We start from the raw sequence: 21,540 nt of genomic DNA on the forward strand, positions 1-21,540 counted from the left end.
TCCCTTCGGACGACACTACAAGCAATGTCATTGCAGAGGCCCTTTCTCGGCTCGGCTCCAAAAAGATCGACCATTCTTCGGCGACCCCCACCCTGCCGCTTCGGGGCCACCTTCCCCTCAAGGAGGAGCGTTACGCCGCCTGCGCCACCCGCCCCGACATCATGCGGTAGGAAATCGCCTCGGCCAGGTGAATGCGGCCGACGGTTTCTCTGGCTTCGAGGTCGGCCAGCGTGCGCGCCACTTTCAGCACCCGATGATAGGCGCGCGCGGAAAAGCCGAGCTTTTCGCTGGCGTCCTTCAACAGAGACAGGCCGGCGGCATCCGGCATCGCGATGTCCTCGATAACAGAAGGCGAGCAATGCGCGTTGGTGGTCGCGCTGGTCACGCCGAGCCGCTCGAACCGTTCGCGCTGGATGGTGCGGGCGCGCGCCACGCGCTGGGCGACGGCGGCACTTTTCTCCGCTCGGTCGGGCCGGATCAGGTCGGCGGCCGAGACCGCCGGTACCTCGATCCTGAGGTCGATGCGGTCGAGCAACGGGCCGGAAATGCGCGCCTGGTAGTCGGTGCGGCAGCGTTCGCCGCGCAGGCAGCGATAGCCGGGCTCGCCGGCCATGCCGCAACGGCACGGGTTCATCGCCGCCACCAGCTGGATGCGCGCTGGATAGGTGACGCGGTGGTTGGCGCGCGCGATCATGCAGTCGCCGGTCTCCAGCGGTTGGCGCAGCGCATCCAAGGTCTGCGGCGTGAATTCGGGAAACTCGTCGAGGAACAGGACGCCGTTATGGGCAAGCGATACTTCGCCCGGCCGCGCCCTGATGCCGCCGCCGACCATTGCCGCCATCGAAGCCGAATGGTGCGGGGCGCGGAACGGCCGCCGGTCGGTGAGCTTGCCTTCGCCGAGCTCGCCCGCCACCGAGGCGATCATCGAGACTTCCAGGAGTTCCTTCGGCGCCAGTGGCGGCAGGATCGAAGGCAGCCTTTGCGCCAGCATCGATTTTCCCGAGCCGGGAGGCCCTACCATCAAGAGATTGTGGCCGCCGGCCGCCGCCACTTCCAGCGCCCGCTTGGCGCTTTCCTGGCCCTTGATGTCTGAGAGGTCGGGCAGGTCGCGGGCCGAGACATGAATGCCGGGCTCGGGTCGCGACAGCACCTGCGTGCCGCGAAAATGATTGGCGATGGCAATCAGGCTGCGCGGCGCCAATATGTCGAAATCCTTTCCCGCCCAGGCCGCTTCCGGCCCGCAGCCGAACGGGCAAATCAGGCCTTTGCCCTCGGCATTGGCGCCGATCGCCGCCGGCAGGGCGCCTGCAACCGCGGCAATGGTGCCGTCGAGCGACAATTCGCCGAGCACGACATAGGAGGCCAGCATGTCTCCCGGAATGGCGCCGAGTGCTGCCATCAGGCCGAGCGCGATCGGCAGGTCGTAATGGCTGCCTTCCTTGGGCAGATCGGCTGGAGCGAGGTTGACCGTCACCTTCTTCGACGGCATCGACAGGCCGGATGCATGGAGCGCCGCCTGCACGCGTTCGCGGCTTTCGGCCACCGCCTTGTCGGCCAGGCCGACGATCTGCATGCCGACCTTGCCCGGCGCGATCATCACCTGGACATCGACCGGCACGGCCTCGATGCCCTGGAAAGCAACCGTGCGAACCCGCGCCACCATTTGCCCTGCCCCCGGAAACCGGCTTCGCCTCGACCTTGTAGTTCAGGCCGCGAGCGACGTCACGACAAGACAACCATAGATTTCAGGCCAAGGCAAGAACATTACAGGAACACGCAGCCGTGCTGGTTGCAGCCGCGTTGTGCCCGGTAGAGGGCGACAGAGTTCCTCCGGCAATCCGAGGCTGTTGCCGTCTAAGCGGTGACGAAGGCATCGACCGCACCTGAAAGCGATCGATCGATTGCGATTTGGGGTGGAAGCCACTCCATGACAGGATATCGGAAAGGCCAGGGCATGGCGATCCGGCGCGAAGAGCCGCTTTCCAGAAAAATCTCATTTACAAGGTCTATGAACCGCCCGCGGTCCCGTTCAACTCGTTTCAAAGTTTGCGAACGAATGTAATCCCGGGGTATTCGCCGCTCCTTCAGTGCCAAGACAGCCTCCGCGATGGATCGAGGATCGGGTGGAACTGTAAGCGAATAGTCGGCATCCAGATAAAGGTCTCGGCCACCACGGTTCGGCGTCGTGACCACGGGAAGTCCCGCGAGAAGATATTCCGTGCTGGCGAACATTGGCCCCTCCGCTTCAGAGAGACAAATTCCCACGGCTGCACGATTGAGATGCATGTTCACCTGAGCCGGCGCCAGTCGGATAGGCTTGCCGGTGCCGTCAAACTCGTTGATAAAGACGTGATGCGGCGCGAGCTCCCTGTGCCGATTTACTCTTGCTCTTTCCGACTCCATACTAGAGGACCCGCTTGAATCTCGATAAAAGACAAATGCGCAACGCTGGATGCCAAGCGACAAGTCATGGCGCTTCCACGGAGCCAGTTGCGCATTGTAGATTGCATCAAATTCTACAGGGACGTCATCGAGAGGCCTGAATATGTGTTCGGAGGTTGTTGACGTCTTGTTGTGCAGGACGGCGGCCTCGCCGGACTGATTCAACAGATCAGCCTCGGCCTGAGTGTTGGACAGGAAGATTAGCGAGTGACGGGGGTTCTTGAGTCTATGCAGAACGGCATAGGTCCGGATGGTTTTGACGCTAGCACTGTTTTCGATGGACCAGGTTGGCGAGATGAGAAACCAGGCGCGGTGGCCGCGTGGAAGGAAAGGCATATGACTTGCTAATCCGAGCGGCGTACCGGACATTCCCGAATAGGATATGAACGGATCGTCAGACAGCAAACTGGCCTGAAGAGCAGGTTGCGAATTCGCGGAAGGGTGCCCTTTTCTGAGTTTGTGGCCATGACGCAGCATGGCTCTGACAATCTCGAATTTGGTAGGAGGGCGATACCCGTGCTGTAGGGTCAACATGCGGCAATTGCGATCTTGAGTGCGGGGCAAAACTCGCTTCGACAGAGAGAAATTTGGCAAAGAAACACCGCCATTTGATCGACGGAATATCTCAGGCGATCAAATCTGGTGTACGGAGAAGCGCCTCTTGAAAGAAAACATCGTCCCAAGCGGAGCTGGTTCTCACATCGCGCTACCAACCGTATCCGTTTGCGTAGGCTGTTTCAATCAAGAGGCATTCATCGACACTGCGATCCGATCCGTAGCGGCGCAGACATACACTGCGTTCGAATGCGTGGTGGTCGATGATTTTTCGACCGACGGTTCCCGCCGAAGGATTGAAGAGTGTCTGTCCCAGCTTGGCGACAGTCGTTTCCGCTTTCTGCCCCGACTGCAAAATGGCGGGCAGTTGACAGCAATGATGACCGGGCTTGACGCGACAGCCGGGCCCCTGATCTCGTTTCTTGACGGTGACGATGCTTGGCATCCTGACTTCATAGAATGCCATGTGAGAGCGCATCTCAGCCAAACCCGTATCGCGGCAATGTCGAGCTCCGATGAGGTGGTGATAGATACGGCCGGCAACCTGCTTGCGGGCGGTCATCCCGTATTCCACCTGAACGACCCGCGATCGATGCCGAAAATGAGCGGCTACCTGCATGTCGACACCGAAGCTGACCCGACATTATTATTTATTGATCGGGGTACCGTGGGTTGGTTTTGGTCAACCACATCGGGGATGATGTTTCGTCGAGCTCCGCTTGAAATCATGCGTCCATCCGATCCGGACGAAATAAGGATATGTGCCGATGGTTATATGGCTCGTGCCGCCCATATGATCGGCGGAACCGTGAGGATTGGGCGGGCTCTTGGCAGTTATCGGCTTCACGGCGGCAATAGCTGGGCGGACGGGCGCATCCTGGGTACCGGAGTTGGCCTCGGCAGGATGTCGCCTGATACTGAAATAGCGATACGGCGGGCACTGGCCAATCGTTGGTGCGAAGTGGCGCCGGGACTGGCGCATTTAATCTCCCGCCACTCAATGCGCAGGACCTTGGTCGACCTGATCGGACTGTCTGCGGCTTTTGCATTGCTGGAAAAGAACTCCGATGCGGGTTTTCTGCTGAAAGACTGGGCAACACCACAGCGAAAATTGCAGACCAGACTTATCGGTCTCCTTCCTCCGAAACTGAGGCCTCGGCGCTTCCGGGACATAGTTTGATTTGATGAGCCGCTTGCTCGGCAGTCTTACCCGATAAAGAGCATCTTTCGATGCTTCTCTGGACCCACCAAAGTCCTCCGTAGCAACGCACACTACGCGGCCAAATTCCGCCGCTTCGCCTCTACCGCGTCCCAGAACAGGCTGGCGATATCCGCGCCACCAAAGCGTTGCACTTCGCGCACGCCGGTTGGCGAGGTCACGTTGATCTCGGTCATGTAGTCGCCGATCACGTCGATGCCGACCAGGATGAAGCCGCGCTCTTTCAGCGACGGGCCGATGCGGGCGCAAATCTCGCGTTCGCGCTCCGTCAGCTCAGTCTTTTCGGCGCGGCCGCCGACATGCATGTTGGAGCGAGAATCGTGGTCGGCCGGCACGCGGTTGATGGCGCCGACCGCCTCGCCGTCGATCAGGATGATGCGCTTGTCGCCCTTGCGCACATCCTTCAGATAGCGCTGGACGATATACGGCTCGCGTGACAGCTGGGCGAACATTTCGAGCAGTGAGGCGAGGTTGCGATCGTCTTCCTTGAGATGGAAGATGCCGGCGCCGCCATTGCCATAGAGCGGCTTGACGATGATGTCGCCGAATTCCTTGCGGAAGGCCGCGACCTCCTGGGGATCCTTGGTGATCAGCGTTTCGGGCATCAGATCGGGGAATTCGGTGACGAAGATCTTTTCCGGGCTGTTGCGCACCCAGGCCGGGTCGTTGACGACCAATGTCTTCGGGTGAATGCGCTCCAGAATATGCGTCGTGGTGATGTAGTTCATGTCGAAGGGCGGATCCTGGCGCAGCAGGATCACATCCATCTCCGACAGGTCGGTGCGCACCTTGTCGCCCAGCGAAAAATGATTGCCCTTCTCGTCGCGGAGCTTCATCTCCTCGATGCGGGCAAACACCTTGCCGCCCAGCATCGACAGCCGGTCCGGCGTATAGTGGAACAATTGGTGCCCGCGCCGCTGCGCCTCCAGCGACAGCGCAAACGACGTGTCGCCGGCGATCGAGACGGTGGAGACATGGTCCATCTGGACGGCGATCTTCAGGGTCATCTTCTGGTCTCCAGCGGGTCGAGCAAGTCCAGGAAAAGTGCGTAGCGGTTTTCCGTCCGGAATTGCGGCAAGGCAAGTCGCCGATATACGGAACTTGGCGGCTTCTGCCAATCGCGCTTGCTTGGCCCAGACCCCCTAACGGTCGAAGACCAGCCGGGAGTAACCGAGGAATGACAGCGCCATCGCTACCAGCGAGGCGATCGCAAGTGCCGCCAGCGGCGGCATTGCCGGCAGCGCGAACAGGATGGCGCAGTAGACGAGATAGTTGACGATGCTGGTGGCGATGCCGACGCCGCCATAGCGCGCACCCTCGCTAGCCACGCCGCGGCTCGATGGTGAGAAGGTCAGGTGCCGGTTGATCTGCCAGGTGACGCAGAGCGCAAAGCCGATCGACAGCACGCGGGCGACGAAGGGACCGAGCGGCGTCACCGCCAAAAGCAGCCAGAGTGCGGCGGCATCGGCGACGAAACCAACGCCACCGGCAAGGACGAAGCGGGCGAGCCGGCTCACGGCCTCAGGCGGCCCGGGGCGTCTTGCCCGGTTCGGCCTTCGGGATTTCACCAGTGCGTTCGCGCCGTTCGACCCGGCCTGACGGCACCGAGAGATAAAAAATGCGCTTCTGCTCGGCGCGTCCGCGCGATACCGAATCGAGGATCAATCCGGTCACCATCGCAAGCATCGAGAGCAGCAGCAGGCCGACCGACAGCACCCAGGTCGGCATGCGCGGCACGAGGCCGGTCTGGGCGAATTCGATCAGCACCGGCGTCATCAGGGCAAGGCTCGACGCCAGGAAGAAAATCGCGAAGGCGCCGAAGAAGCGCAGCGGCTGCGTTTCCTTCATCAGCATGGCGAACATCCACAGGATCCTGGCGCCGTCGCGATAGGTCGACAGCTTCGACGACGATCCCTCAGGCCGGCGGCCATAATCGAGCGCGATCTCGCTCACCGGCAGTTTGAGCTGCGAGGCATGCACCGACATTTCGGTCTCGATCTCGAAGCCGCCGGAAACCGCGGGAAAGCTCTTGACGAAACGCCTCGAGAAGACGCGGTAGCCGGAGAAGATGTCGGTGAAGTCGGCGCCGAACAGCCGCTTGTAGAGGCTGTTGAAGATGCGGTTGCCGAAGGCATGGCCGGAACGGCCGGCATCGTCGGTGACGCCGCGCCTGGTGCCAACCACCATGTCGCAGCGCTCGGTCTGCAGGATGTTGATCAGCAGCGAGGCATCTTCCGGCGCATAGGTGCCGTCGCCATCGGCCATCAGATAGATGTCCGCATCGATGTCGGCGAACATGCGCCGCACGACATTGCCCTTGCCCTGGCGCGGCTCGCGGACGACGATGGCGCCCGCTGCGCGCGCCTTGAGCGCGGTCAAATCCCTGGAATTGTTGTCATAGACATAGATCTCGGCCGATGGCAGCGTCTCGCGAAAGCGCCGCACCACCTCGGCGATGGTCAGTTCCTCATTGTAGCAAGGCAGGAGCACGGCAATGGCCGGCTCATGGCGGACTTCGTGCGGCATTTCCGTCTCCCGACACCCGGCGGAGCCTCCGGCCGCGCTCATATGCGGCCTCGCTCAGGCGACTTTACTATTTATTGAAGCTGTTAAGGCTAGGTTTAAGGCCGCAGTCTTTCCGACGAAGGTCATGATGATGAACGCAGCCAAGGCGGGTGCTTCCTCCTGGAAGTCCGATATGACGCTGGCGCTGCTTGCCATGCTGGTGGTGCTGGCCGTCAATGCCGCCACGGGCTTTCGCGAATTGAGCAATGCCGGCGGCGACAATGACAGCCTGCTGCGGCTGGTCGAGGTTCGCGACATGCTGGCCGGCCAGGGCTGGTTCGACCTGCATCAGTACAGGATGGGGCCGGAAGGCGGTTTCGTCATGCACTGGTCGCGGCTGGTCGACGCACCGCTCGCCGCCATCATCCTCGCCGCCTCGGCGCTGACCGGCAGCATGGCCATGGCCGAAGTGGTCGCACAGGTGCTGTGGCCGTCGCTGCTGTTTTGCCTGGCGGTGTTTTTTACAGCCCGTGCGGCACGCAGCTTCGCCGGCGTCGGCGCCGTGCTGCCCGCTATCGTCATCGGCGCGGCGGCGCTGCATTTCATCGGCATTTTCTTGCCGGGTGCGCTCGATCATCACAATGTCCAGCTGACGCTGACCATGGCCAGCCTCAGCCTGCTGCTCGAGGCGCCGGCGCGTCGCTGGGCGGCGCTGATTTCCGGGCTGTGTGCGGCCCTGACGCTGGCCGTCGGCATGGAAACCGCGCCCTATGTCGCCACCATCGGCGCCTGCATCGCTTTGCTGTTCGTCGTCGATCCCGGCGGCGAACGCCGGATCGCCAGGGATTTCGGTCTCGGCTTTGCCGGGGTTTCAGCCCTCGTCTTCGTCACCACCATCCCGCCATCGGCCATGGGCCAGCCGCAGTGCGATGCCTTCTCGGCTGTGCAGTTCGTGGTGGCGGCAATCGCCGGACTGGGGCTTGCCGCCGTGACGTCGCTCACGGTGTCCAATGGCACGGCCAGCCGCCGCCTGATCTCGCTTAGCCTGCTCGCGCTTGGGCTGGGCGCCGTCATCGTGGCGCTGTTTCCGCAATGCCTTGCGGCTCCCTACGCAAACCTCGATCCGCGCCTCAAGGAATTGTGGCTCGATCACATCGACGAGGCGCAGTCGCTGTTCAGTATTGCCGTCAATGAGCCGGCGTCGCTGGCGGCGCGCTATGTCACGCCGCTGGTGGCGATCGCGCTGATGGCGCTTCGCCTGCGCGGACCATGGCGCCGCCAGGACAGCCTCGTCGGCGCCTTGCTGGTCGGCGCCTTCATCGTCAGCGCCTGGCAGGTCCGCGGCTCGACATTCTCGATCGCCTTTGCCGTCATCCCGCTGTCGGCCTGGATCGCAAGCTGGCGCGAACGGGCGAGGATCAGCCCTGCGCGCAGCGTATCGCTGCGCATGGCGGCGGTCTGGCTGGTGTCGGCGAATGCCGTCTGGGCCGGCGCTGCCGCCGCGACGTCGAGCGTATTCGAGGCCAGCAAGGTCTCCGTCGAGGCACAGGACACCGACAGCGATCCGTCCTGCGAGCGCAAGGCCTCCTTCGCGGCGTTGGCCCGGCTGCCGGACACCACGGTGCTTGCCATTTCCAATCTCGGCTCGCCCATCCTTGCCTATTCCGGGCACCGCGTCTTTGCCGGCCCCTATCATCGCAACATCGCCGGCGACCTGCTTGCGCTCGATGCCTTCCTCGGATCGGCGGACCAGGCGAGGATGATCGCGGCGGCTCACCACGTCGGCCTGATGGCGCTCTGCCGCGGCAGCGCCGAAAGCAAGATGCTTGCCGCCAAGGCGCCGCAAGGCTTCCTGGCCAGGCTGATGCAGGGAAGCGTCCCCGATTGGCTCGAACCGGTGGCCGAAACGCGCGGAACCCCGGTCGAACTCTACCGCGTCCGCTAAAGCATCATTCGCCAGCGAAAAATCGATTTCGCGATACGCTTCCTAAACGCTTTGCTGCCAGTCTCAGCCTAAATTTCGGGCGTCACAAACAGGGATACCGATGCAAACGACGTTTGGCACCGGGCAGGCAAGCAGGGAAAACTCGGATCTGGCGTTCACCGATGCGCTGACCGGGCTTGGCAACCATCGCCGCTTCTTCGACAAGGTCGATCGCCTGATCAGCGACCGTGCAGACGATCCCGCGCCGTTCACGGTCGGCATTCTCGACCTCGACGGCTTCAAGCCGATCAACGATCTGTTCGGCCACAAGGCCGGCGACGACATATTGATCCAGGTGGCAATGCGGCTGCGCGCTTCGATGGACAGCCACTCCACCGTTTGCCGCATCGGCGCCGACGAATTCGCCTTCCTGTATCCGATGGTGTTCTCGGAGGAAGCGGCGGCCGAGAAGTCGCGCATGATGATCGAAATCCTGTCGGCGCCCTACGATGTCGGCGAACGCACCGCCAGGCTTTCGGCCTCGGTCGGCTGCTCGCTCTTTTATTCCGGCGACGAAACCACGGAAATCCTCGTCAACAAGGCCGAAACGGCGCTCTACCACGCCAAGCGTTCGGGCCGTGGCCGGGTCGTCGTCTACACCCGCGAAATGGAAGAGGCGGCCAAGCGCGTCACCCGCATCGAACAGGCGCTGCGCCGTGCCGTCTCGGCCGGTGAGGTCGAACCGCATTTCCAGCCCATCGTCGATTTGACCACCCGCCGCACCATCGGCTTCGAGACGCTGGCGCGCTGGACCGATCGCGACCTCGGCGTGGTGCCGCCGACCGTGTTCATCCCGATCGCCGAAGAGCGCGGCATCATCGGCCCGCTATCGCAGCTGGTGCTGCGCAAGGCGACCGAAGCGGCGCGCAGCTGGCCGAAGGACCTGTTCCTGTCCTTCAACCTGTCGCCCTCGCAACTCGTCGACCAGAACACCGGCCTGCACATATTGTCGATCCTCGACCGCACCGGCTTCGATCCGCGACGGCTGGAGATCGAGATCACCGAAACCGGCCTGATGAACGATCCGGCCTCGGCCGAGAAGATCGTCGAGGACCTGCGTCGCGTCGGCATCCGAGTCTCGCTCGACGATTTCGGCACCGGCCAGTCCTCGCTCGGCCGCTTGCGCGAATTCCATTTCGACAAGCTCAAGATCGACCGCGCCTTCGTCTCCTCGATCCTCGACGACCGCCCGTCGGAACACATCATCCGCGCCATTCTGGCCATGTGCGAAGGGCTCGGCATGGATGTCGTCGCCGAAGGCATCGAGGAGGAGGCGCAGGCCGACCGCCTCGTCCAGTTCGGCTGCGCCGGCGGCCAGGGCTATCTCTTCGGCAAACCGGTCGACGCCGACGCCACGCTCGGCTACCTCCGCGATTCCTATCGCGGCGCCCTCTACGCCAAGGCAGTCTGACCGGCGGTCTTGCCTGCGTCGAGCAAGTCAGCGGTGCGAGCCAAGATCGACTGTGGCCGCCATCTTGCGTCCTTTTGTCTGACATAAGCCAAACAAATCGCCGTTTTCGCCCTTGCTCCCCGGACTTGGCTGGATAGGATGCGCGCCGACCGGATCGGGAGAGAAAAATATGATGCCATCGGCCGATTTTGCCGACCTCAGGGGAGCCTCGGTGCTGATCACCGGCGGCGGTTCCGGAATTGGTGCGGCACTGACCGAGGGCTTCGTTCGCCAGGGCGCCCATGTCGCCTTCATCGACATCGCCGATGGCCCAAGCACGCTGCTTGCCGACCGCGTCGAAAAAGAACTTGGCCGGCGACCGCTCTACCTCAAGACCGATTTGCGTGACGTCGAGGCGTTGCGCGCTTCGGCCGCCAAAGCGGCTGAGGCGCATGGCGACGTCACCGTGCTGGTCAACAATGCCGCCTGGGACGAACGCCACGACGTCGCCGACGTTACCGTCGAGTTCTGGGACAATAATCTCGCCGTCAATCTGCGCCCGCATTTCTTCACCGCACAGGCGGTCGCGCCGGGCATGAAGCGGGCCGGCGGCGGTTCGATCATCAACTTCACCTCAACCTCCTATCTCATCAACCACCCCGATATGCCGGCCTACACCGCCGCCAAGGCCGGCATACTCGGCCTCACCAAAGGTCTCGCGGGCAAGCTTGGGGTCGACGGCATCCGCGTCAATGCGATTGCGCCGGGCTGGGTGATCACCGAGCGGCAGCGGGAACTCTGGGTCACCGAGCAGGGGCTCGCCGCCCATGTCGCCAAGCAATGCATCAAGCAGGTCATGCAGCCCGACGACATCGTCGGCACGGTGCTGTTCCTGGCCTCCGACGCCTCGCGTATGCTGACGGCGCAGATGTTGATCGTGGACGGGGGTTTCCTGTGAGCCCGGTGAATCAAAATCCGGCAACAGGCACGCCGGCAGTCGCCGCCGTCGACTGGGGCACGACCCGCATGCGGGTCTGGCTGGTCGACGAGGCGGGCGGGGTGCTTGCCGAGCGTCGCGGCGATGATGGGTTGATCACCGCGCAGCAAAAAGGCTTTTCGACCATCCTCGAGGGCCATCTGGCGGCGCTCAGCGCACCTGACACACTGCCAGTCATCATCTGCGGCATGGCCGGCTCGCGCCAGGGTTGGCTGGAAGCGCCTTACGTCATCGTGCCGGCGCCGCTCAGTGCCATCCTCGCGGGGGCCGCCCGCATTCCCGGCCAGAGCCGCGACATCCGCATCGTGCCTGGCCTGGCGCAGCGCCTGGAAGATGCGCCGGACGTAATGCGCGGCGAGGAAACCCAGCTTGCCGGCGCCGGTTTGCCGGCAAAAGGTCGCCATCTCGTCTGCATGCCCGGCACCCATTCGAAATGGGTTCTGGTCGAAGACGGCGCGGTCGACGGCTTCTGCACCTGGCCGACCGGCGAGCTGTTTTCGGTGCTGGCCACTCACTCTATCCTGCGCCATTCGCTGGGCGAGAGCCCGAAGCCGGTCACTCCGGACAATCCGTTCTTCCAGGAATGGTGCCGCAAGGCTTTGGCGGAGGGCGGCGATGTCACCTCGCGGCTGTTCTCGATCCGCGCCGCCGGCCTGCTGCAGAACCTCAAGGCCGACGATGCCGCCGCTTGCCTGTCCGGCCTGCTGATCGGCGGCGAGATCGCCTCGGCGGGCCGCCGCTATGGCGAAAGCACCACCGCAATCGTGCTGGTTGCGTCCGGCTCGCTAGCAGCCCTCTACCGCCAGGCGCTAGACCTTGCAGGGCTTGCCGTCAGGACGGTCGACGCCGACGAGGCGGTGCGTGCCGGCCTTATCGAGGCAGCGCGGGAAAATGGCATGATCGCCAAATGACTCACCAGAGTGGAGTGACAGCGTGACCCAGACCGCCCCCTTCCCGAAGCTCAAGCGTGGTCTTGTCGCCATTCTGCGCGGCCTCAAACCCAGCGAGGCGGTTGCCATCGGCCAGGCGCTGTTTGACGCCGGCATCGAAGCCATCGAGGTGCCGCTCAATTCGCCGGAGCCGTTTTCATCGATCGCCAGCATTGTCACCGCTTTGCCCAAGACAACGCTGGTCGGCGCCGGCACGGTGCTGACTTCAGCCGATGTCGACACCTTGGCCAAGGCCGGCGGGCGGCTGCTGGTCAGCCCCAACATCGATGCCGACGTCATGGCCCGCGCCATGCACCATGGCATGGTGACGATGCCAGGCGTGTTCACCCCCACCGAAGCTTTTCAGGCGATTAGGCTTGGGGCTTCGGCGCTCAAATTCTTCCCGGCAAGCGTGCTCGGGCCCAGCGGCATTTCGGCGATGCGGGCCGTGCTGCCGGCCGATACCGTGGTCGGCGCCGTCGGCGGCGTTTCCGAGAAAGACTTTGCCGGCTACAAAGCCGCTGGGGTGACCGCTTTCGGTCTTGGCTCCAGCCTGTTCAAACCCGGCATGAGCGTCGACGAGGTGGCCTCGCGCGCCCGGGCGGCGGTGACGGCCTGGGATGCGGCCTTCGGCGGAGCGGCATGATGGAAAACGTTTCGGTTTTCTCGGACCATGTCTGCGAGCTCGGCGAGGGGCCGAGCTACGATCCCGCCACCGATACGCTGTTCTGGTTCGACATTGTCAACGGCCTGCTGCTGGAGCAGGGTGTCACGTCCGGCGCGCGGAAAGTCCATGAACTCGGCCAGATGGCCAGCGCCATCGCCATTGTCGATGACAATCGCCAGCTCATCGCCACCGAGACTGGCCTGCATGTCCGCGACGTCTCGACCGGCAAGCTGACGCTGCATACGCCCATCGAGGCCGACAATGCGCTGACCCGCTCCAACGATTCGCGCGTCCATCCGTGCGGCGCCTTCTGGGTCGGCACGATGGGCAAGGGTGAGGAGAAGGGCGCCGGCGCCATCTACTGGTTCTTCAAGGGCGAATTGCGCACGCTTTACACCGGCATCACAGTATCGAATTCGATCTGTTTTTCCGAAGACGGCTCGATTGCCTATTACACCGACACCTCGACCGGCCTGTTGATGCGCGTCGCCTGCGATCCGGCAACGGGTCTGCCGATCGGCGAGTCCAAAGTGTTCGTCGACCATCGCTCGTCCAGGGGCTTTGTCGACGGCTCGGTCGTTGATCGCGACGGCGTGCTGTGGAACGCCGTCTGGGGCGGCAAGGCGGTCAAGGCCTATTCGCCAGATGGCACATTGTTGCGCGAAATTGCCGTGCCGGCGGGGCAGTCCTCGTGCCCGGCCTTTGTCGGGGCCAAGGCCGGTCGGCTGGCGGTGACCTCGGCCTGGAAAGGCAAGGACGACAAGCAGCGCAAGCTCGACCCACAGGCCGGCATGACCTTCCTGCTCGACATCCCCGTCAACGGCCGCTTCGAGCCGCGCGTGGTCATCGCCTGAGCGCTGTCGCGCAGGCGTCCGGCTCGGTCGGTTTCGCGCAAGTCTGAAGCAGGGGCCATGCCATGGTGGGACAACACCACCGAAGGTCCTGATCCATGCCGCGCCCGACCCTGATCCTCGTCCATGAGCCGGAAAAGGCCTGTCTCGACCGGCTGGTCGCCGACGGCTTTCCCGCCGAGCGCGCCCTGGAAATCTCGTCCTATCTGGCGCAATCGACCGATCTCGCGCCCGAATTCGATGAAATCACCGCCGCTTGCGGGCGGCGCGGCCTCGCCTTCATGCCGGTTGCACTCGACGATGCGTCAAGCGCGCTGGCGAAGGCCGATCCCGCAACCACGCTTGTCTGGACGCTGACCGACGGCATTGCCTATTTCCGCGGTGCTGCAGCGCCCGCACTTGCCAGGCTGAATGGGCTTAGAACCATCGGAGCCGACGATGCGCTGTTCGCGCTTTGCCAGGACAAGTTCCGCTCCGGCGCCGTGCTTTGCGCGCTCGGCCTGCCGGCGCCGCAGGCAGGCCTGGCCCGCGACGGCCGCTGGCTGGCCGCCCCGCCAGCTTCGGAAGCCGGCTGGTTCGTCAAGCCGAACCGGCTCGGCTCTAAGGTAGGCATCTGGCCGGATTCACGCTGCAACGACCTGGCCCATGCGCTGGAGCTTAGCCGGCGGGTCTATGCCGCTTATCGCGACGATGTCGTCGTCCAGCCCTATGTCGGCGGTCGCAATGTCCGCGCCAGCTTCCTTGGGCTGCAAACGGATGCCGGGGCGGAAGCGCTCGGCATTGCGTTCGTCGACTCCGGCGGCGATTTCCAGACCATGGCGGACTCGATGGCGCTTTACGGCGACACCGGCGAGGCCGCCAAGGCGGCTGGACTATACAGCGAGCCGGTGCTGGAGGCGGTTGCCGACACCCAGCCGGCAGCCGCGGCAACCATCCGCCGCATCGCCGAGCGGCTGGTCAGCGGACTTGGCCTGCGCGACGTGTTTTCCATCGATTTCAGGGTCGAGGCCACCGATCATGCCCACCTCATCGAGTTCGAAGTCTGTCCCGGCCTGCCCTGCTTCGATTTCCGCGCCTATTGCCGGCTGCAATGGAGCATGACGCTGGCCGATGCGGTTGCCGAGACGGCGGCGAACCGACTGAACCGACAGGCGATCTGAAAGGCCGCGGGGACCGGCACGACCTACCGCGCCTTGACGGCTTTTGCTCCACCTTTAGTGTCGCGGGACAGTCCTCAGGCAAGGCCGCGCGATGAGCACACCAGCAAGCTCCCTCCATCATCACATAAGGCGCATGGCCGGGCGCGATCCGCATGAGGCGCATCGCGTCGCCACGCCGCTCGAGCTGCTGTTCGATCTGACCTTCGTCACCGCCTTCAGCCTTGCCTCGTCGCAACTGGCATGCCTTGGCCGAGGGCCACTACGCGGCGGCGCTGATCGGCTTCGGCTTTGCCAGCTTCGCGATCTGCTGGGCGTGGATCAATTTCTCCTGGTTTTCCTCCGCCTATGACACCGACGATTGGATCTTCCGCCTCGTCACCATGGTGCAGATGATCGGCGTGCTGGTGCTGGCCATCGGCCTGCCGCGCATGTTCGCCTCGATCGAGCATGGCGAACACCTCAACAATTCGGTGATGGTGCTGGGCTACGTCATCATGCGCGTCGCCATGATCTTCCAATGGCTGCGCGCGGCGCGGCAGGACCCTGGGCGGCGGCGTGCCTGTCTCACCTATGCCATCGCCATCGCGATCGCCCAGATCGGCTGGGTGGTGCAGATCCTGGTCGATTTCTCGCTGGAGACCAGCCTGGCTTTCGGCGCGGTCCTGCTTCTCATCGAGCTTGCCGGACCGGTCATCGCCGAACGCCGGGATGGCGGCACGCCCTGGCACGCGCACCACGTCGCCGAGCGCTACAGCCTGTTCGCCATCATCGCGCTGGGCGAAGGGGTGGTCGGCACGCTGGCGACGCTGTCGGCCGCGGTCGAGGAGCAGGGCTGGAACCTCGATGCCGCCTTGATCGGCATTGCCGGAATGGGTCTCACCTTCGGCATGTGGTGGGTCTATTACATGCTGCCCTCGGGGACGGTGCTGCACCAGCACCGCAGCCGTTCCTTCGTCTGGGGCTATGGCCAGATGGTGATCGTCGCTGCCATCGTCGCCACCGGCGCCGGGCTGCATGTCGCGGCCTATTTCATCGAGCACAAGACCCATAACGGCCCGGTAGCGACCCTGCTGTCAGTCGCCATTCCGCTAGGCGTGTTCCTGGGGGCGATCTATGCGCTGTATTATTATCTCGTCCAGCGCTTCGATCCCCTCCACGTCTGGCTGCTGGCGGGAACGGCTGCGGTCGTCGCACTTGCCATCATCGCCGCCCTTGCCGGCGTCGACATGGCGGTCTGCCTCATCTTACTGACGCTAGCGCCGGCCGTCACCGTTGTCGGCTATGAGCTGTCGGGGCACCGCCATCAACTGGAGGTGCTGGCGCAGGAGGAAGCGCCGCACTGAGCAGAGCAGCTTCGCGCGTCAGATACCCTCGACCAGCACGATCTCGCCATCGGCCACTTTCTGACGGATGGCGACGGCGCGTTGGTATTCCGGCGAGTGGTAGCAGTCATGCGCCGCGCTGAGCGATTCGAACTCGATAATGACATTGCGGGCGCGGCCAGGCCCCTCGGCCTTTTCATGCTCACCGCCACGGGCAAGGAACTTCACGTCGAAACGGTCGAAAGCGAGCTTGGCGGCAGCGACATAGTCCTTGTAGCCTTCAGCGTCGCGCACATCGACGCGGGCTATCCAGTATCCCTTGCGCATTTTCTTCTCCTCGTTACGCGGCGCGCATCTCTTCCAGTATGGCTTCCGCCGCCGCGCGCCTGTCGCTTGCCGCCACGATTGGCCGGCCCACAACAAGATGGCTGGAGCCGTTGCGGATCGCCTGGCCGGGCGTCACCACGCGTTTCTGGTCACCATGGTCGCTGCCCTTGGGCCGTATCCCCGGCGTCACCACCGCCAGGTCGGGTCCGACGATGCGGCGCACCGCTTCCGCCTCCTCGGCCGAGCAGACGACGCCGCCCATGCCTGCATGCAGCGCCTGTTCGGCGCGCCTCAGCACCAGGGTGTGCGGGTCATATTCATAGCCGGCGTCGATCACGTCCTGCTCGTCCATCGAGGTCAGCACGCTGACCGCCAGCAGGCACAGGTCGCTGCCCCTGGCGGCCTCCACCGCGGCCCGCATCGCCTTGGGATAGGCGTGGATGGTCAGCATGGTCATGCCCATGCGCACGATGTTCTCGACACCCTTGGCCACCGTGTGGTCGATGTCGAGCAGCTTCATGTCGAGGAAGATTCTGGTGCCGCCGCTGGCCAACTCCCTGGCGAAGTCGAGCCCGCCGGCGAAGGCCAGCTGATAGCCGATCTTGTAGAAGGAGACGACGCCGTCGAGTTCGCGCACCGCCTGTTCGGCCTCTTTCACCGTCGGCACGTCGAGGCCGACGATCAGCCTGTCTCTCATGGTGTGGGCCTGCATGGCTGTGGAAATCATGCCCCGGTCCGGGTCGACAGCATGCGCGAGGTTTCGATCAGCGTGCGGCATAGGTGCTCCATCGATTTGGTCAGTCTATCATCCCTGAAATTGCCGTCGCCGTCGAAGGCATTGCCGCCATCGGATACCGAGCATTCCGGCGTCACCATCTCCAGCTGGCAGCGCACCAGCACGGCGCGCAGATGGTTGATGCAGCGGATCCCGGCGAAATGTCCGTTGGAAGACGAGCACAGGCCGGCGACCTTGCCGACAAATGGCCTCACCGGCCGGCCGCCATCCAGGCGCACCCGGCTTACCCAGTCGATCGTGTTCTTGAGCAATGGCGGGATCGAGCCATTATATTCCGGCGTCGCGATCAGCAGCCCGTCATGGGCGGCGATCAGCCGGCCGAGCTTCACGGCGTTGTCGGGAACGCCTTTTTCCTTTTCGAGGTCCTCGTCGATGATCGGCAGCGGATAGTCGGCCAGCGAAATGCGCGTCACCTCGGCGCCTTGCATGGCCAGCTCCTTCTGCGCCACATCGGCGGTCCTGCCGCTGAAGGCGCCGCTGCGCACCGAGCCGGCGAAGACGAGGATTTTCGCGATCACAGCCATTGGCCACTCTTGTTCCCGGACAGGTACAGCCAGAGGCTGCGCAAATCAACGCACTGGCTCAAAAAACGGAAACGATCGGGGGGCAAGCGCGTGAAGGGTGTGCCGAGCAGCTGGGCTATGCTAGTGGGTGACCGCAATTCTTGCACTCAGCGCGATGAGTGCAACTCCGAGCAAGGCATCTATCGGCCTGCGGACGCTGCCATATACCGCCCGAACCCTTCTTGTGGAGAACATCAGCGCGACAAGCCCAAACCACGCCATCGCGACCAGCCCAATTATGGCCAGCGACACTGCCTGGACCCAGATCGGAGCCTGCATCGGCAATACCGATATGAACAGGCTCGCGAAGAAGGCGGCTGTCTTCGGATTTGTAATTCCGACAACGAAGCCGCTTCGCCAGGGAGCCGTAGTCTCTGCGCCACTGACGGCCAGCGGTGGCCGCGCCTGCCAAGCCGACAAAAGGATCTTGCTGCCCAGGTAACCGAGATACACGGCGCCGGCGATCCGGACGGCAAGGTGAGCCCATGCAATCTGCGTCAGTACGAGGCCCAGGCCACACATCGCGAGAGCCGCCCACACCATGATCGCTGCGGCAATGCCAAGCGCCACATGGAACCCCGCGCGACGGCTGATCAGCGCATGGGAAGTCACGGCTACAAAATCGGGTCCTGGGCTCATGGCGCCGAGCAGGAAGACCGAAGCAAGGGTCAGGAATTGCGGAAGGTAGCTCATGCGATACTCCAGTTTCAGTCTCGTCGTACCGCACGCCTGCATGCCGGAGAGGCCAGGAAAGCCGCTCGCCGATTTCGAGGGTCGTTTCCCTCACCTTCACAAAACCTACAGCGCTCTTTAATATGAGCGAAATGAAAGATATTTCGGCAGCCATGAACAAAGCTAATATCAACATCACGATGGTGCGCGTCCTGACATCGCTCAGCGAGACGCGCAGCTTCACCAAAACCGCCGAGCGGCTCTGTCTTTCTCAATCGGCCATAAGCCATGCAATGAAGGCGCTGGAGGAGATCGTTGGCGCGCCCCTCGTCATACGTGATCGGCGCGGTGTCGCTTTCACCGCAACCGGCGAGGCGGCTTTGGACGCGGCGCGCGCCGCTTTGCATGCTTTAGGCCGTCTTGTCGGCCTACGGGAACACTCCATCAAAGGCAGAGTACGGCTCGCGCTGGTCAGCAGCGCCTCGGTAAAGATTGCTCCATATGCGTTGAACATTACTTCCGTCCGGCACCCGGAGCTTGCTGTCGAACTGCTCTTGGGCACGGATACCGAGGTGGCGGAGTGGGTCGATCGCGGTGCCGCCGATATTGGACTGTCCTACATCGCCGGCAATTGCCAAGCCGAGGAACTTGTCGACGACGAACTCTTTGTGGCGTCATCGCAAAAGAACTCAGTCCAAGGCGGGTCATTTCCGATCCGCGCTCTCGACGGCCAGCCATTCATCATGTCGAGCGGCGGCTGCGGACCAATGCTTGCCGAATTGTTCCAGGATTTTGGCGTTGCGCCAGTTGTCATCCTGTCGGCGAGCGATATGGCGGCGCTGCTTGCTCTGGTGGGGGCCGGGCGCGGTTTGTCGATTGCGCCAGGCCTGGCGTTTCCGGCCGATTGGCAGCGAATCGTTGCGAGGCGTCCTCTTGAGCCGCGTGCGCGTCGGCCTCTGCTGCTTCTGTTCTCCAGCAGCGCCGAAGCAACGGCCGTGCGGGCCATGTGCGCGGCGATCAGAGAGGTCGCCACGAGTTTGCGAGGCGGATAACAGTCAAGGATGTGGATCGACCCTCAATCGAGCTTCCTTCGGGAGACGGCGATCCTCTACAAGGCGCCAGAGACTTCTCCCGCCCCCAATACCAGCTAATGCGCTTCGCGCCGGTAGATCCACAGCTGCGTCGGCGGGATGTTGCGGAAGATGAAGTCGAAATGCTTGACCGTGTAATTGCCGCGGCCGGGCGGGATCGGCGACAACGGCCCATAGGTCAGCTGCACGATCGGCCGTCCAACCGGGATGCGGTCTAGCAGGCTTTCAATATAGGCGATCCGCTGTGCGACCGGGAAATTGAGCAGCGGCACGCCGGAGACGACGGAATCGAAAACCATACCGCTCTTCTCGCCAAGCGTGGCGTTGAGATTGAAGGCATCGCCCTCGATGACGTTGACGCCGGGATAGAGCTGGCGCAGATGGCGCACGAAATCGGTGGAATATTCGACCGCGTAGAGGTTTTCGGGCTTAACGCCCTGGGCGAGGATTGCACGCGTGATGACGCCTGTGCCGGGGCCGACTTCAAGCACCGGCAGGCCGGACTTCGGATTGACGATGGAAGCCATCTTGCGGGCGGTGACGGAGCTTGTCGGCACGATCGAACCGACCGACTTCGGCTTGTCGATCCAGCCTTTGAAGAATTTGAGTTCGTCGTCGAACTTTTCCGCCAGCGCCTTCCGCAATCCCGGACCACGTGCCATGCAAGTTCTCCTCAACACTCCCCGAACGCTACTTAGCAGCTAACAGGTCCAAGGCAAGGCGCGATCTGGCATAAGATGTTGATGACGTTTGGGAAGCGTGGCGGCCTTGGCTTGGGTTCAGTGCTCGCCGAAGGATTCGAAAAAGTCCTTCATGCGGGCGAAAAAGCCGCTCGACTGGGGCGAATTGTCCTTCGACGACAGCTGCTCGAACTCTTCCAGCAACTCGCGCTGGCGGCGCGACAGGTTTTGCGGCGTTTCGACCGCGGTCTGGATATAGAGGTCGCCGACATTGGGCTGGCGCAGCACCGGCATGCCCTTGCCCTTGAGGCGGAACTGGCGGCCGTTCTGCGTGCCTTCGGTCACTTTCACCTTGGTCTGGCTGCCGTCCAGCGTCGTCACCTCGAACGAGCCGCCAAGGGCGGCCGTCGTCATCGATATCGGCACCTTGCAGTAGAGATCGGCGCCGTCGCGCTGGAAGAATTCATGCGGCTTCACCGCCAGGAAAATATAGAGGTCGCCCGATGGGCCGCCGCGCAGGCCCGCCTCGCCCTCATTGGCAAGCCGGATGCGGGTGCCGTCCTCGATGCCGGCCGGGATATTGACCGACAGCGAGCGTTCCTCGGTGACGCGGCCCTGGCCGGCGCATTTCGGGCACGGGTCCTTGATCGTCTGGCCGCGGCCTTGGCATTGCGGGCAGGTACGCTCGATCGAGAAGAAGCCTTGCGTCGCCCGTACCTTGCCGTGGCCATGGCACATCGAGCAGGTCACCGGCTGGGTGCCGGGCTTGGCGCCGGTCCCGGAGCATTCCGTGCATGAGATCGAGGCCGGCACGCGGATTTGCGCGGTCTTGCCGGCAAACGCTTCTTCCAGCGTGATTTCCATATTGTAGCGCAAATCGGCGCCACGCTCGCGGCCGCCCGACGAGCGGCGCTGGCGCCCGCCCATCATGTCGCCGAAAATATCCTCGAAAATGTCGGCGAAGCCGCCGGCGCCAAAACCTTGCGCGCCGCCATTCATGCCGCCCTGCTCGAAGGCGGCGTGACCGAAACGGTCATAGGCCGCGCGCTTCTGCGGGTCCTTCAGCGTTTCGTAGGCTTCGTTGATTTCCTTGAACTTGTGCTCGCAGGAGTGATCGCCGGGATTGCGGTCGGGATGGAACTGCATGGCCAGCTTGCGGAAAGCGCTCTTGAGCTCCTTCTCGTCGGCGCCCTTTTGCACGCCCAGCGTCTCGTAGAAATCAGCTTTCATCTTTTCCCGCAGTCCGGATGCTCAACGTCTTGATGCATGTTGCGTCGTTTGCCGGCACGTTGTCTCGATTTAGGAGCGGTGATGCCCGGATGCTAGGGCCGGCGCGCTTGTGCCTGTGTTTTTCAGTGACTTTTTCGGCAAGGCCCGCACTTTTTCAGCG

General features: G+C 63.3%; 21 protein-coding genes. 10 read left to right on the forward strand and 11 right to left on the reverse strand.

Annotated features, from left to right (window positions below; genetic code table 11):
- Positions 1-130: 130 nt before the first annotated feature.
- Both ACYG9Z_RS14520 and ACYG9Z_RS14525 read right to left on the reverse strand, forming a co-directional pair.
- Entirely contained in the window at positions 131-1,663 is a 1,533-nt protein-coding gene (locus ACYG9Z_RS14520; protein ID WP_023752358.1) for a YifB family Mg chelatase-like AAA ATPase, read from the reverse strand.
- A 191-nt stretch (positions 1,664-1,854) separates the two neighbouring features.
- Positions 1,855-2,919: a glycosyltransferase gene (locus tag ACYG9Z_RS14525; protein WP_156931569.1), complete on the reverse strand. Its 1,065-nt coding sequence runs from the start codon at positions 2,917-2,919 to the stop codon at positions 1,855-1,857.
- Between the two features lie 184 nt (positions 2,920-3,103).
- Here ACYG9Z_RS14525 and ACYG9Z_RS14530 point away from each other — a divergent pair, with 184 nt between their 5' ends.
- Complete coding sequence (locus tag ACYG9Z_RS14530) at positions 3,104-4,177, forward strand: glycosyltransferase family 2 protein (RefSeq protein WP_198020718.1); 1,074 nt, start codon at positions 3,104-3,106, stop codon at positions 4,175-4,177.
- Positions 4,178-4,269: 92 nt separating this feature from the next.
- On the opposite strand, the gene gshB is transcribed toward ACYG9Z_RS14530, so the two are convergent.
- The 3 genes from gshB to ACYG9Z_RS14545 all read right to left on the reverse strand — a co-directional run bounded on the left by gshB (position 4,270) and on the right by ACYG9Z_RS14545 (position 6,742).
- Complete coding sequence (gshB, locus tag ACYG9Z_RS14535; protein ID WP_023741337.1) at positions 4,270-5,223, reverse strand: glutathione synthase; 954 nt, start codon at positions 5,221-5,223, stop codon at positions 4,270-4,272.
- Positions 5,224-5,358: 135 nt separating this feature from the next.
- Positions 5,359-5,733, reverse strand: a complete 375-nt coding sequence (locus ACYG9Z_RS14540) for a GtrA family protein (protein ID WP_023752355.1) — start codon at positions 5,731-5,733, stop codon at positions 5,359-5,361.
- Positions 5,734-5,737: 4 nt separating this feature from the next.
- Positions 5,738-6,742: a glycosyltransferase gene (locus ACYG9Z_RS14545; RefSeq protein WP_023710382.1), complete on the reverse strand. Its 1,005-nt coding sequence runs from the start codon at positions 6,740-6,742 to the stop codon at positions 5,738-5,740.
- Positions 6,743-6,866: 124 nt separating this feature from the next.
- On the opposite strand from ACYG9Z_RS14545, the gene ACYG9Z_RS14550 reads away from it, so the two are divergent.
- From ACYG9Z_RS14550 to ACYG9Z_RS14585, 8 genes are all read left to right on the forward strand, one after another.
- Positions 6,867-8,666 carry a hypothetical protein gene (locus ACYG9Z_RS14550; protein ID WP_023681310.1) on the forward strand — a complete coding sequence of 600 codons (1,800 nt, stop codon included), beginning with the start codon at positions 6,867-6,869 and terminating at the stop codon, positions 8,664-8,666.
- A gap of 100 nt (positions 8,667-8,766) precedes the next feature.
- On the forward strand, positions 8,767-10,116 hold the full coding sequence (locus ACYG9Z_RS14555) for a putative bifunctional diguanylate cyclase/phosphodiesterase (RefSeq protein WP_023681311.1): 1,350 nt from the start codon (positions 8,767-8,769) through the stop codon (positions 10,114-10,116).
- 169 nt (positions 10,117-10,285) lie between these two features.
- Positions 10,286-11,053 (forward strand): SDR family NAD(P)-dependent oxidoreductase, encoded by a 768-nt coding sequence (locus tag ACYG9Z_RS14560; protein ID WP_023673186.1) that lies wholly within the window; start codon positions 10,286-10,288, stop codon positions 11,051-11,053.
- Positions 11,054-11,058: 5 nt separating this feature from the next.
- Entirely contained in the window at positions 11,059-12,003 is a 945-nt protein-coding gene (locus ACYG9Z_RS14565) for a 2-dehydro-3-deoxygalactonokinase (protein WP_023681312.1), read from the forward strand.
- A gap of 22 nt (positions 12,004-12,025) precedes the next feature.
- Positions 12,026-12,667, forward strand: coding sequence for a 2-dehydro-3-deoxy-6-phosphogalactonate aldolase (locus ACYG9Z_RS14570; protein ID WP_023681313.1), 642 nt, complete (start codon positions 12,026-12,028; stop codon positions 12,665-12,667).
- Entirely contained in the window at positions 12,667-13,542 is an 876-nt protein-coding gene (locus ACYG9Z_RS14575; RefSeq protein ID WP_460222831.1) for an SMP-30/gluconolactonase/LRE family protein, read from the forward strand. Before ACYG9Z_RS14570 ends, ACYG9Z_RS14575 begins: the two co-directional genes overlap by 1 nt.
- A gap of 95 nt (positions 13,543-13,637) precedes the next feature.
- A complete protein-coding gene (locus ACYG9Z_RS14580; protein ID WP_023681315.1) occupies positions 13,638-14,699 on the forward strand; it encodes a D-alanine--D-alanine ligase family protein in 1,062 nt (353 codons plus the stop codon).
- A gap of 245 nt (positions 14,700-14,944) precedes the next feature.
- Entirely contained in the window at positions 14,945-16,042 is a 1,098-nt protein-coding gene (locus ACYG9Z_RS14585) for a low temperature requirement protein A (protein WP_245259927.1), read from the forward strand.
- Positions 16,043-16,060: 18 nt separating this feature from the next.
- On the opposite strand, the gene ACYG9Z_RS14590 is transcribed toward ACYG9Z_RS14585, so the two are convergent.
- The 4 genes from ACYG9Z_RS14590 to ACYG9Z_RS14605 form a co-directional block, all read right to left on the reverse strand.
- A complete protein-coding gene (locus ACYG9Z_RS14590) occupies positions 16,061-16,348 on the reverse strand; it encodes a DUF1330 domain-containing protein (RefSeq protein ID WP_023701962.1) in 288 nt (95 codons plus the stop codon).
- A gap of 13 nt (positions 16,349-16,361) precedes the next feature.
- A complete protein-coding gene (pyrF, locus tag ACYG9Z_RS14595; protein WP_023701963.1) occupies positions 16,362-17,075 on the reverse strand; it encodes an orotidine-5'-phosphate decarboxylase in 714 nt (237 codons plus the stop codon).
- Positions 17,072-17,668: an NADPH-dependent FMN reductase gene (locus ACYG9Z_RS14600; RefSeq protein WP_023703810.1), complete on the reverse strand. Its 597-nt coding sequence runs from the start codon at positions 17,666-17,668 to the stop codon at positions 17,072-17,074. The genes pyrF and ACYG9Z_RS14600 overlap by 4 nt, the downstream gene beginning before the upstream one ends.
- A 120-nt stretch (positions 17,669-17,788) precedes the next feature.
- Complete coding sequence (locus ACYG9Z_RS14605; RefSeq protein WP_023703809.1) at positions 17,789-18,400, reverse strand: LysE family translocator; 612 nt, start codon at positions 18,398-18,400, stop codon at positions 17,789-17,791.
- Positions 18,401-18,522: 122 nt separating this feature from the next.
- Here ACYG9Z_RS14605 and ACYG9Z_RS14610 point away from each other — a divergent pair, with 122 nt between their 5' ends.
- Positions 18,523-19,431, forward strand: a complete 909-nt coding sequence (locus ACYG9Z_RS14610; RefSeq protein WP_023752354.1) for a LysR family transcriptional regulator — start codon at positions 18,523-18,525, stop codon at positions 19,429-19,431.
- Positions 19,432-19,526: 95 nt separating this feature from the next.
- Here the strand turns inward: ACYG9Z_RS14610 and pmtA are convergent, their stop codons facing one another.
- Together pmtA and dnaJ are read right to left on the reverse strand one after the other, a co-directional pair.
- On the reverse strand, positions 19,527-20,132 hold the full coding sequence (pmtA, locus tag ACYG9Z_RS14615; protein WP_023681321.1) for a phospholipid N-methyltransferase PmtA: 606 nt from the start codon (positions 20,130-20,132) through the stop codon (positions 19,527-19,529).
- A 117-nt stretch (positions 20,133-20,249) separates the two neighbouring features.
- Positions 20,250-21,380, reverse strand: a complete 1,131-nt coding sequence (gene dnaJ / locus ACYG9Z_RS14620; protein ID WP_023681322.1) for a molecular chaperone DnaJ — start codon at positions 21,378-21,380, stop codon at positions 20,250-20,252.
- Between the last annotated feature and the right edge of the window lie 160 nt (positions 21,381-21,540).

The organism is Mesorhizobium sp. RSR380A (assembly GCF_054719385.1).

Excerpts from the sequence above, each read along its gene's own strand:
- ACYG9Z_RS14520 (WP_023752358.1), bottom strand. The coding sequence starts at position 1,663 with ATGGTGGCGCGGGTTCGCACGGTTGCTTTCCAGGGCATCGAGGCCGTG.
- ACYG9Z_RS14525 (WP_156931569.1), bottom strand. The coding sequence starts at position 2,919 with ATGCTGCGTCATGGCCACAAACTCAGAAAAGGGCACCCTTCCGCGAAT.
- gshB (WP_023741337.1), bottom strand. The coding sequence starts at position 5,223 with ATGACCCTGAAGATCGCCGTCCAGATGGACCATGTCTCCACCGTCTCG.
- ACYG9Z_RS14545 (WP_023710382.1), bottom strand. The coding sequence starts at position 6,742 with ATGCCGCACGAAGTCCGCCATGAGCCGGCCATTGCCGTGCTCCTGCCT.
- ACYG9Z_RS14550 (WP_023681310.1), top strand. The coding sequence starts at position 6,867 with ATGATGATGAACGCAGCCAAGGCGGGTGCTTCCTCCTGGAAGTCCGAT.
- ACYG9Z_RS14555 (WP_023681311.1), top strand. The coding sequence starts at position 8,767 with ATGCAAACGACGTTTGGCACCGGGCAGGCAAGCAGGGAAAACTCGGAT.
- ACYG9Z_RS14560 (WP_023673186.1), top strand. The coding sequence starts at position 10,286 with ATGATGCCATCGGCCGATTTTGCCGACCTCAGGGGAGCCTCGGTGCTG.
- ACYG9Z_RS14575 (WP_460222831.1), top strand. The coding sequence starts at position 12,667 with ATGGAAAACGTTTCGGTTTTCTCGGACCATGTCTGCGAGCTCGGCGAG.
- ACYG9Z_RS14580 (WP_023681315.1), top strand. The coding sequence starts at position 13,638 with ATGCCGCGCCCGACCCTGATCCTCGTCCATGAGCCGGAAAAGGCCTGT.
- ACYG9Z_RS14590 (WP_023701962.1), bottom strand. The coding sequence starts at position 16,348 with ATGCGCAAGGGATACTGGATAGCCCGCGTCGATGTGCGCGACGCTGAA.
- pyrF (WP_023701963.1), bottom strand. The coding sequence starts at position 17,075 with ATGATTTCCACAGCCATGCAGGCCCACACCATGAGAGACAGGCTGATC.
- ACYG9Z_RS14600 (WP_023703810.1), bottom strand. The coding sequence starts at position 17,668 with ATGGCTGTGATCGCGAAAATCCTCGTCTTCGCCGGCTCGGTGCGCAGC.
- ACYG9Z_RS14605 (WP_023703809.1), bottom strand. The coding sequence starts at position 18,400 with ATGAGCTACCTTCCGCAATTCCTGACCCTTGCTTCGGTCTTCCTGCTC.
- ACYG9Z_RS14610 (WP_023752354.1), top strand. The coding sequence starts at position 18,523 with ATGAGCGAAATGAAAGATATTTCGGCAGCCATGAACAAAGCTAATATC.
- pmtA (WP_023681321.1), bottom strand. The coding sequence starts at position 20,132 with ATGGCACGTGGTCCGGGATTGCGGAAGGCGCTGGCGGAAAAGTTCGAC.
- dnaJ (WP_023681322.1), bottom strand. The coding sequence starts at position 21,380 with ATGAAAGCTGATTTCTACGAGACGCTGGGCGTGCAAAAGGGCGCCGAC.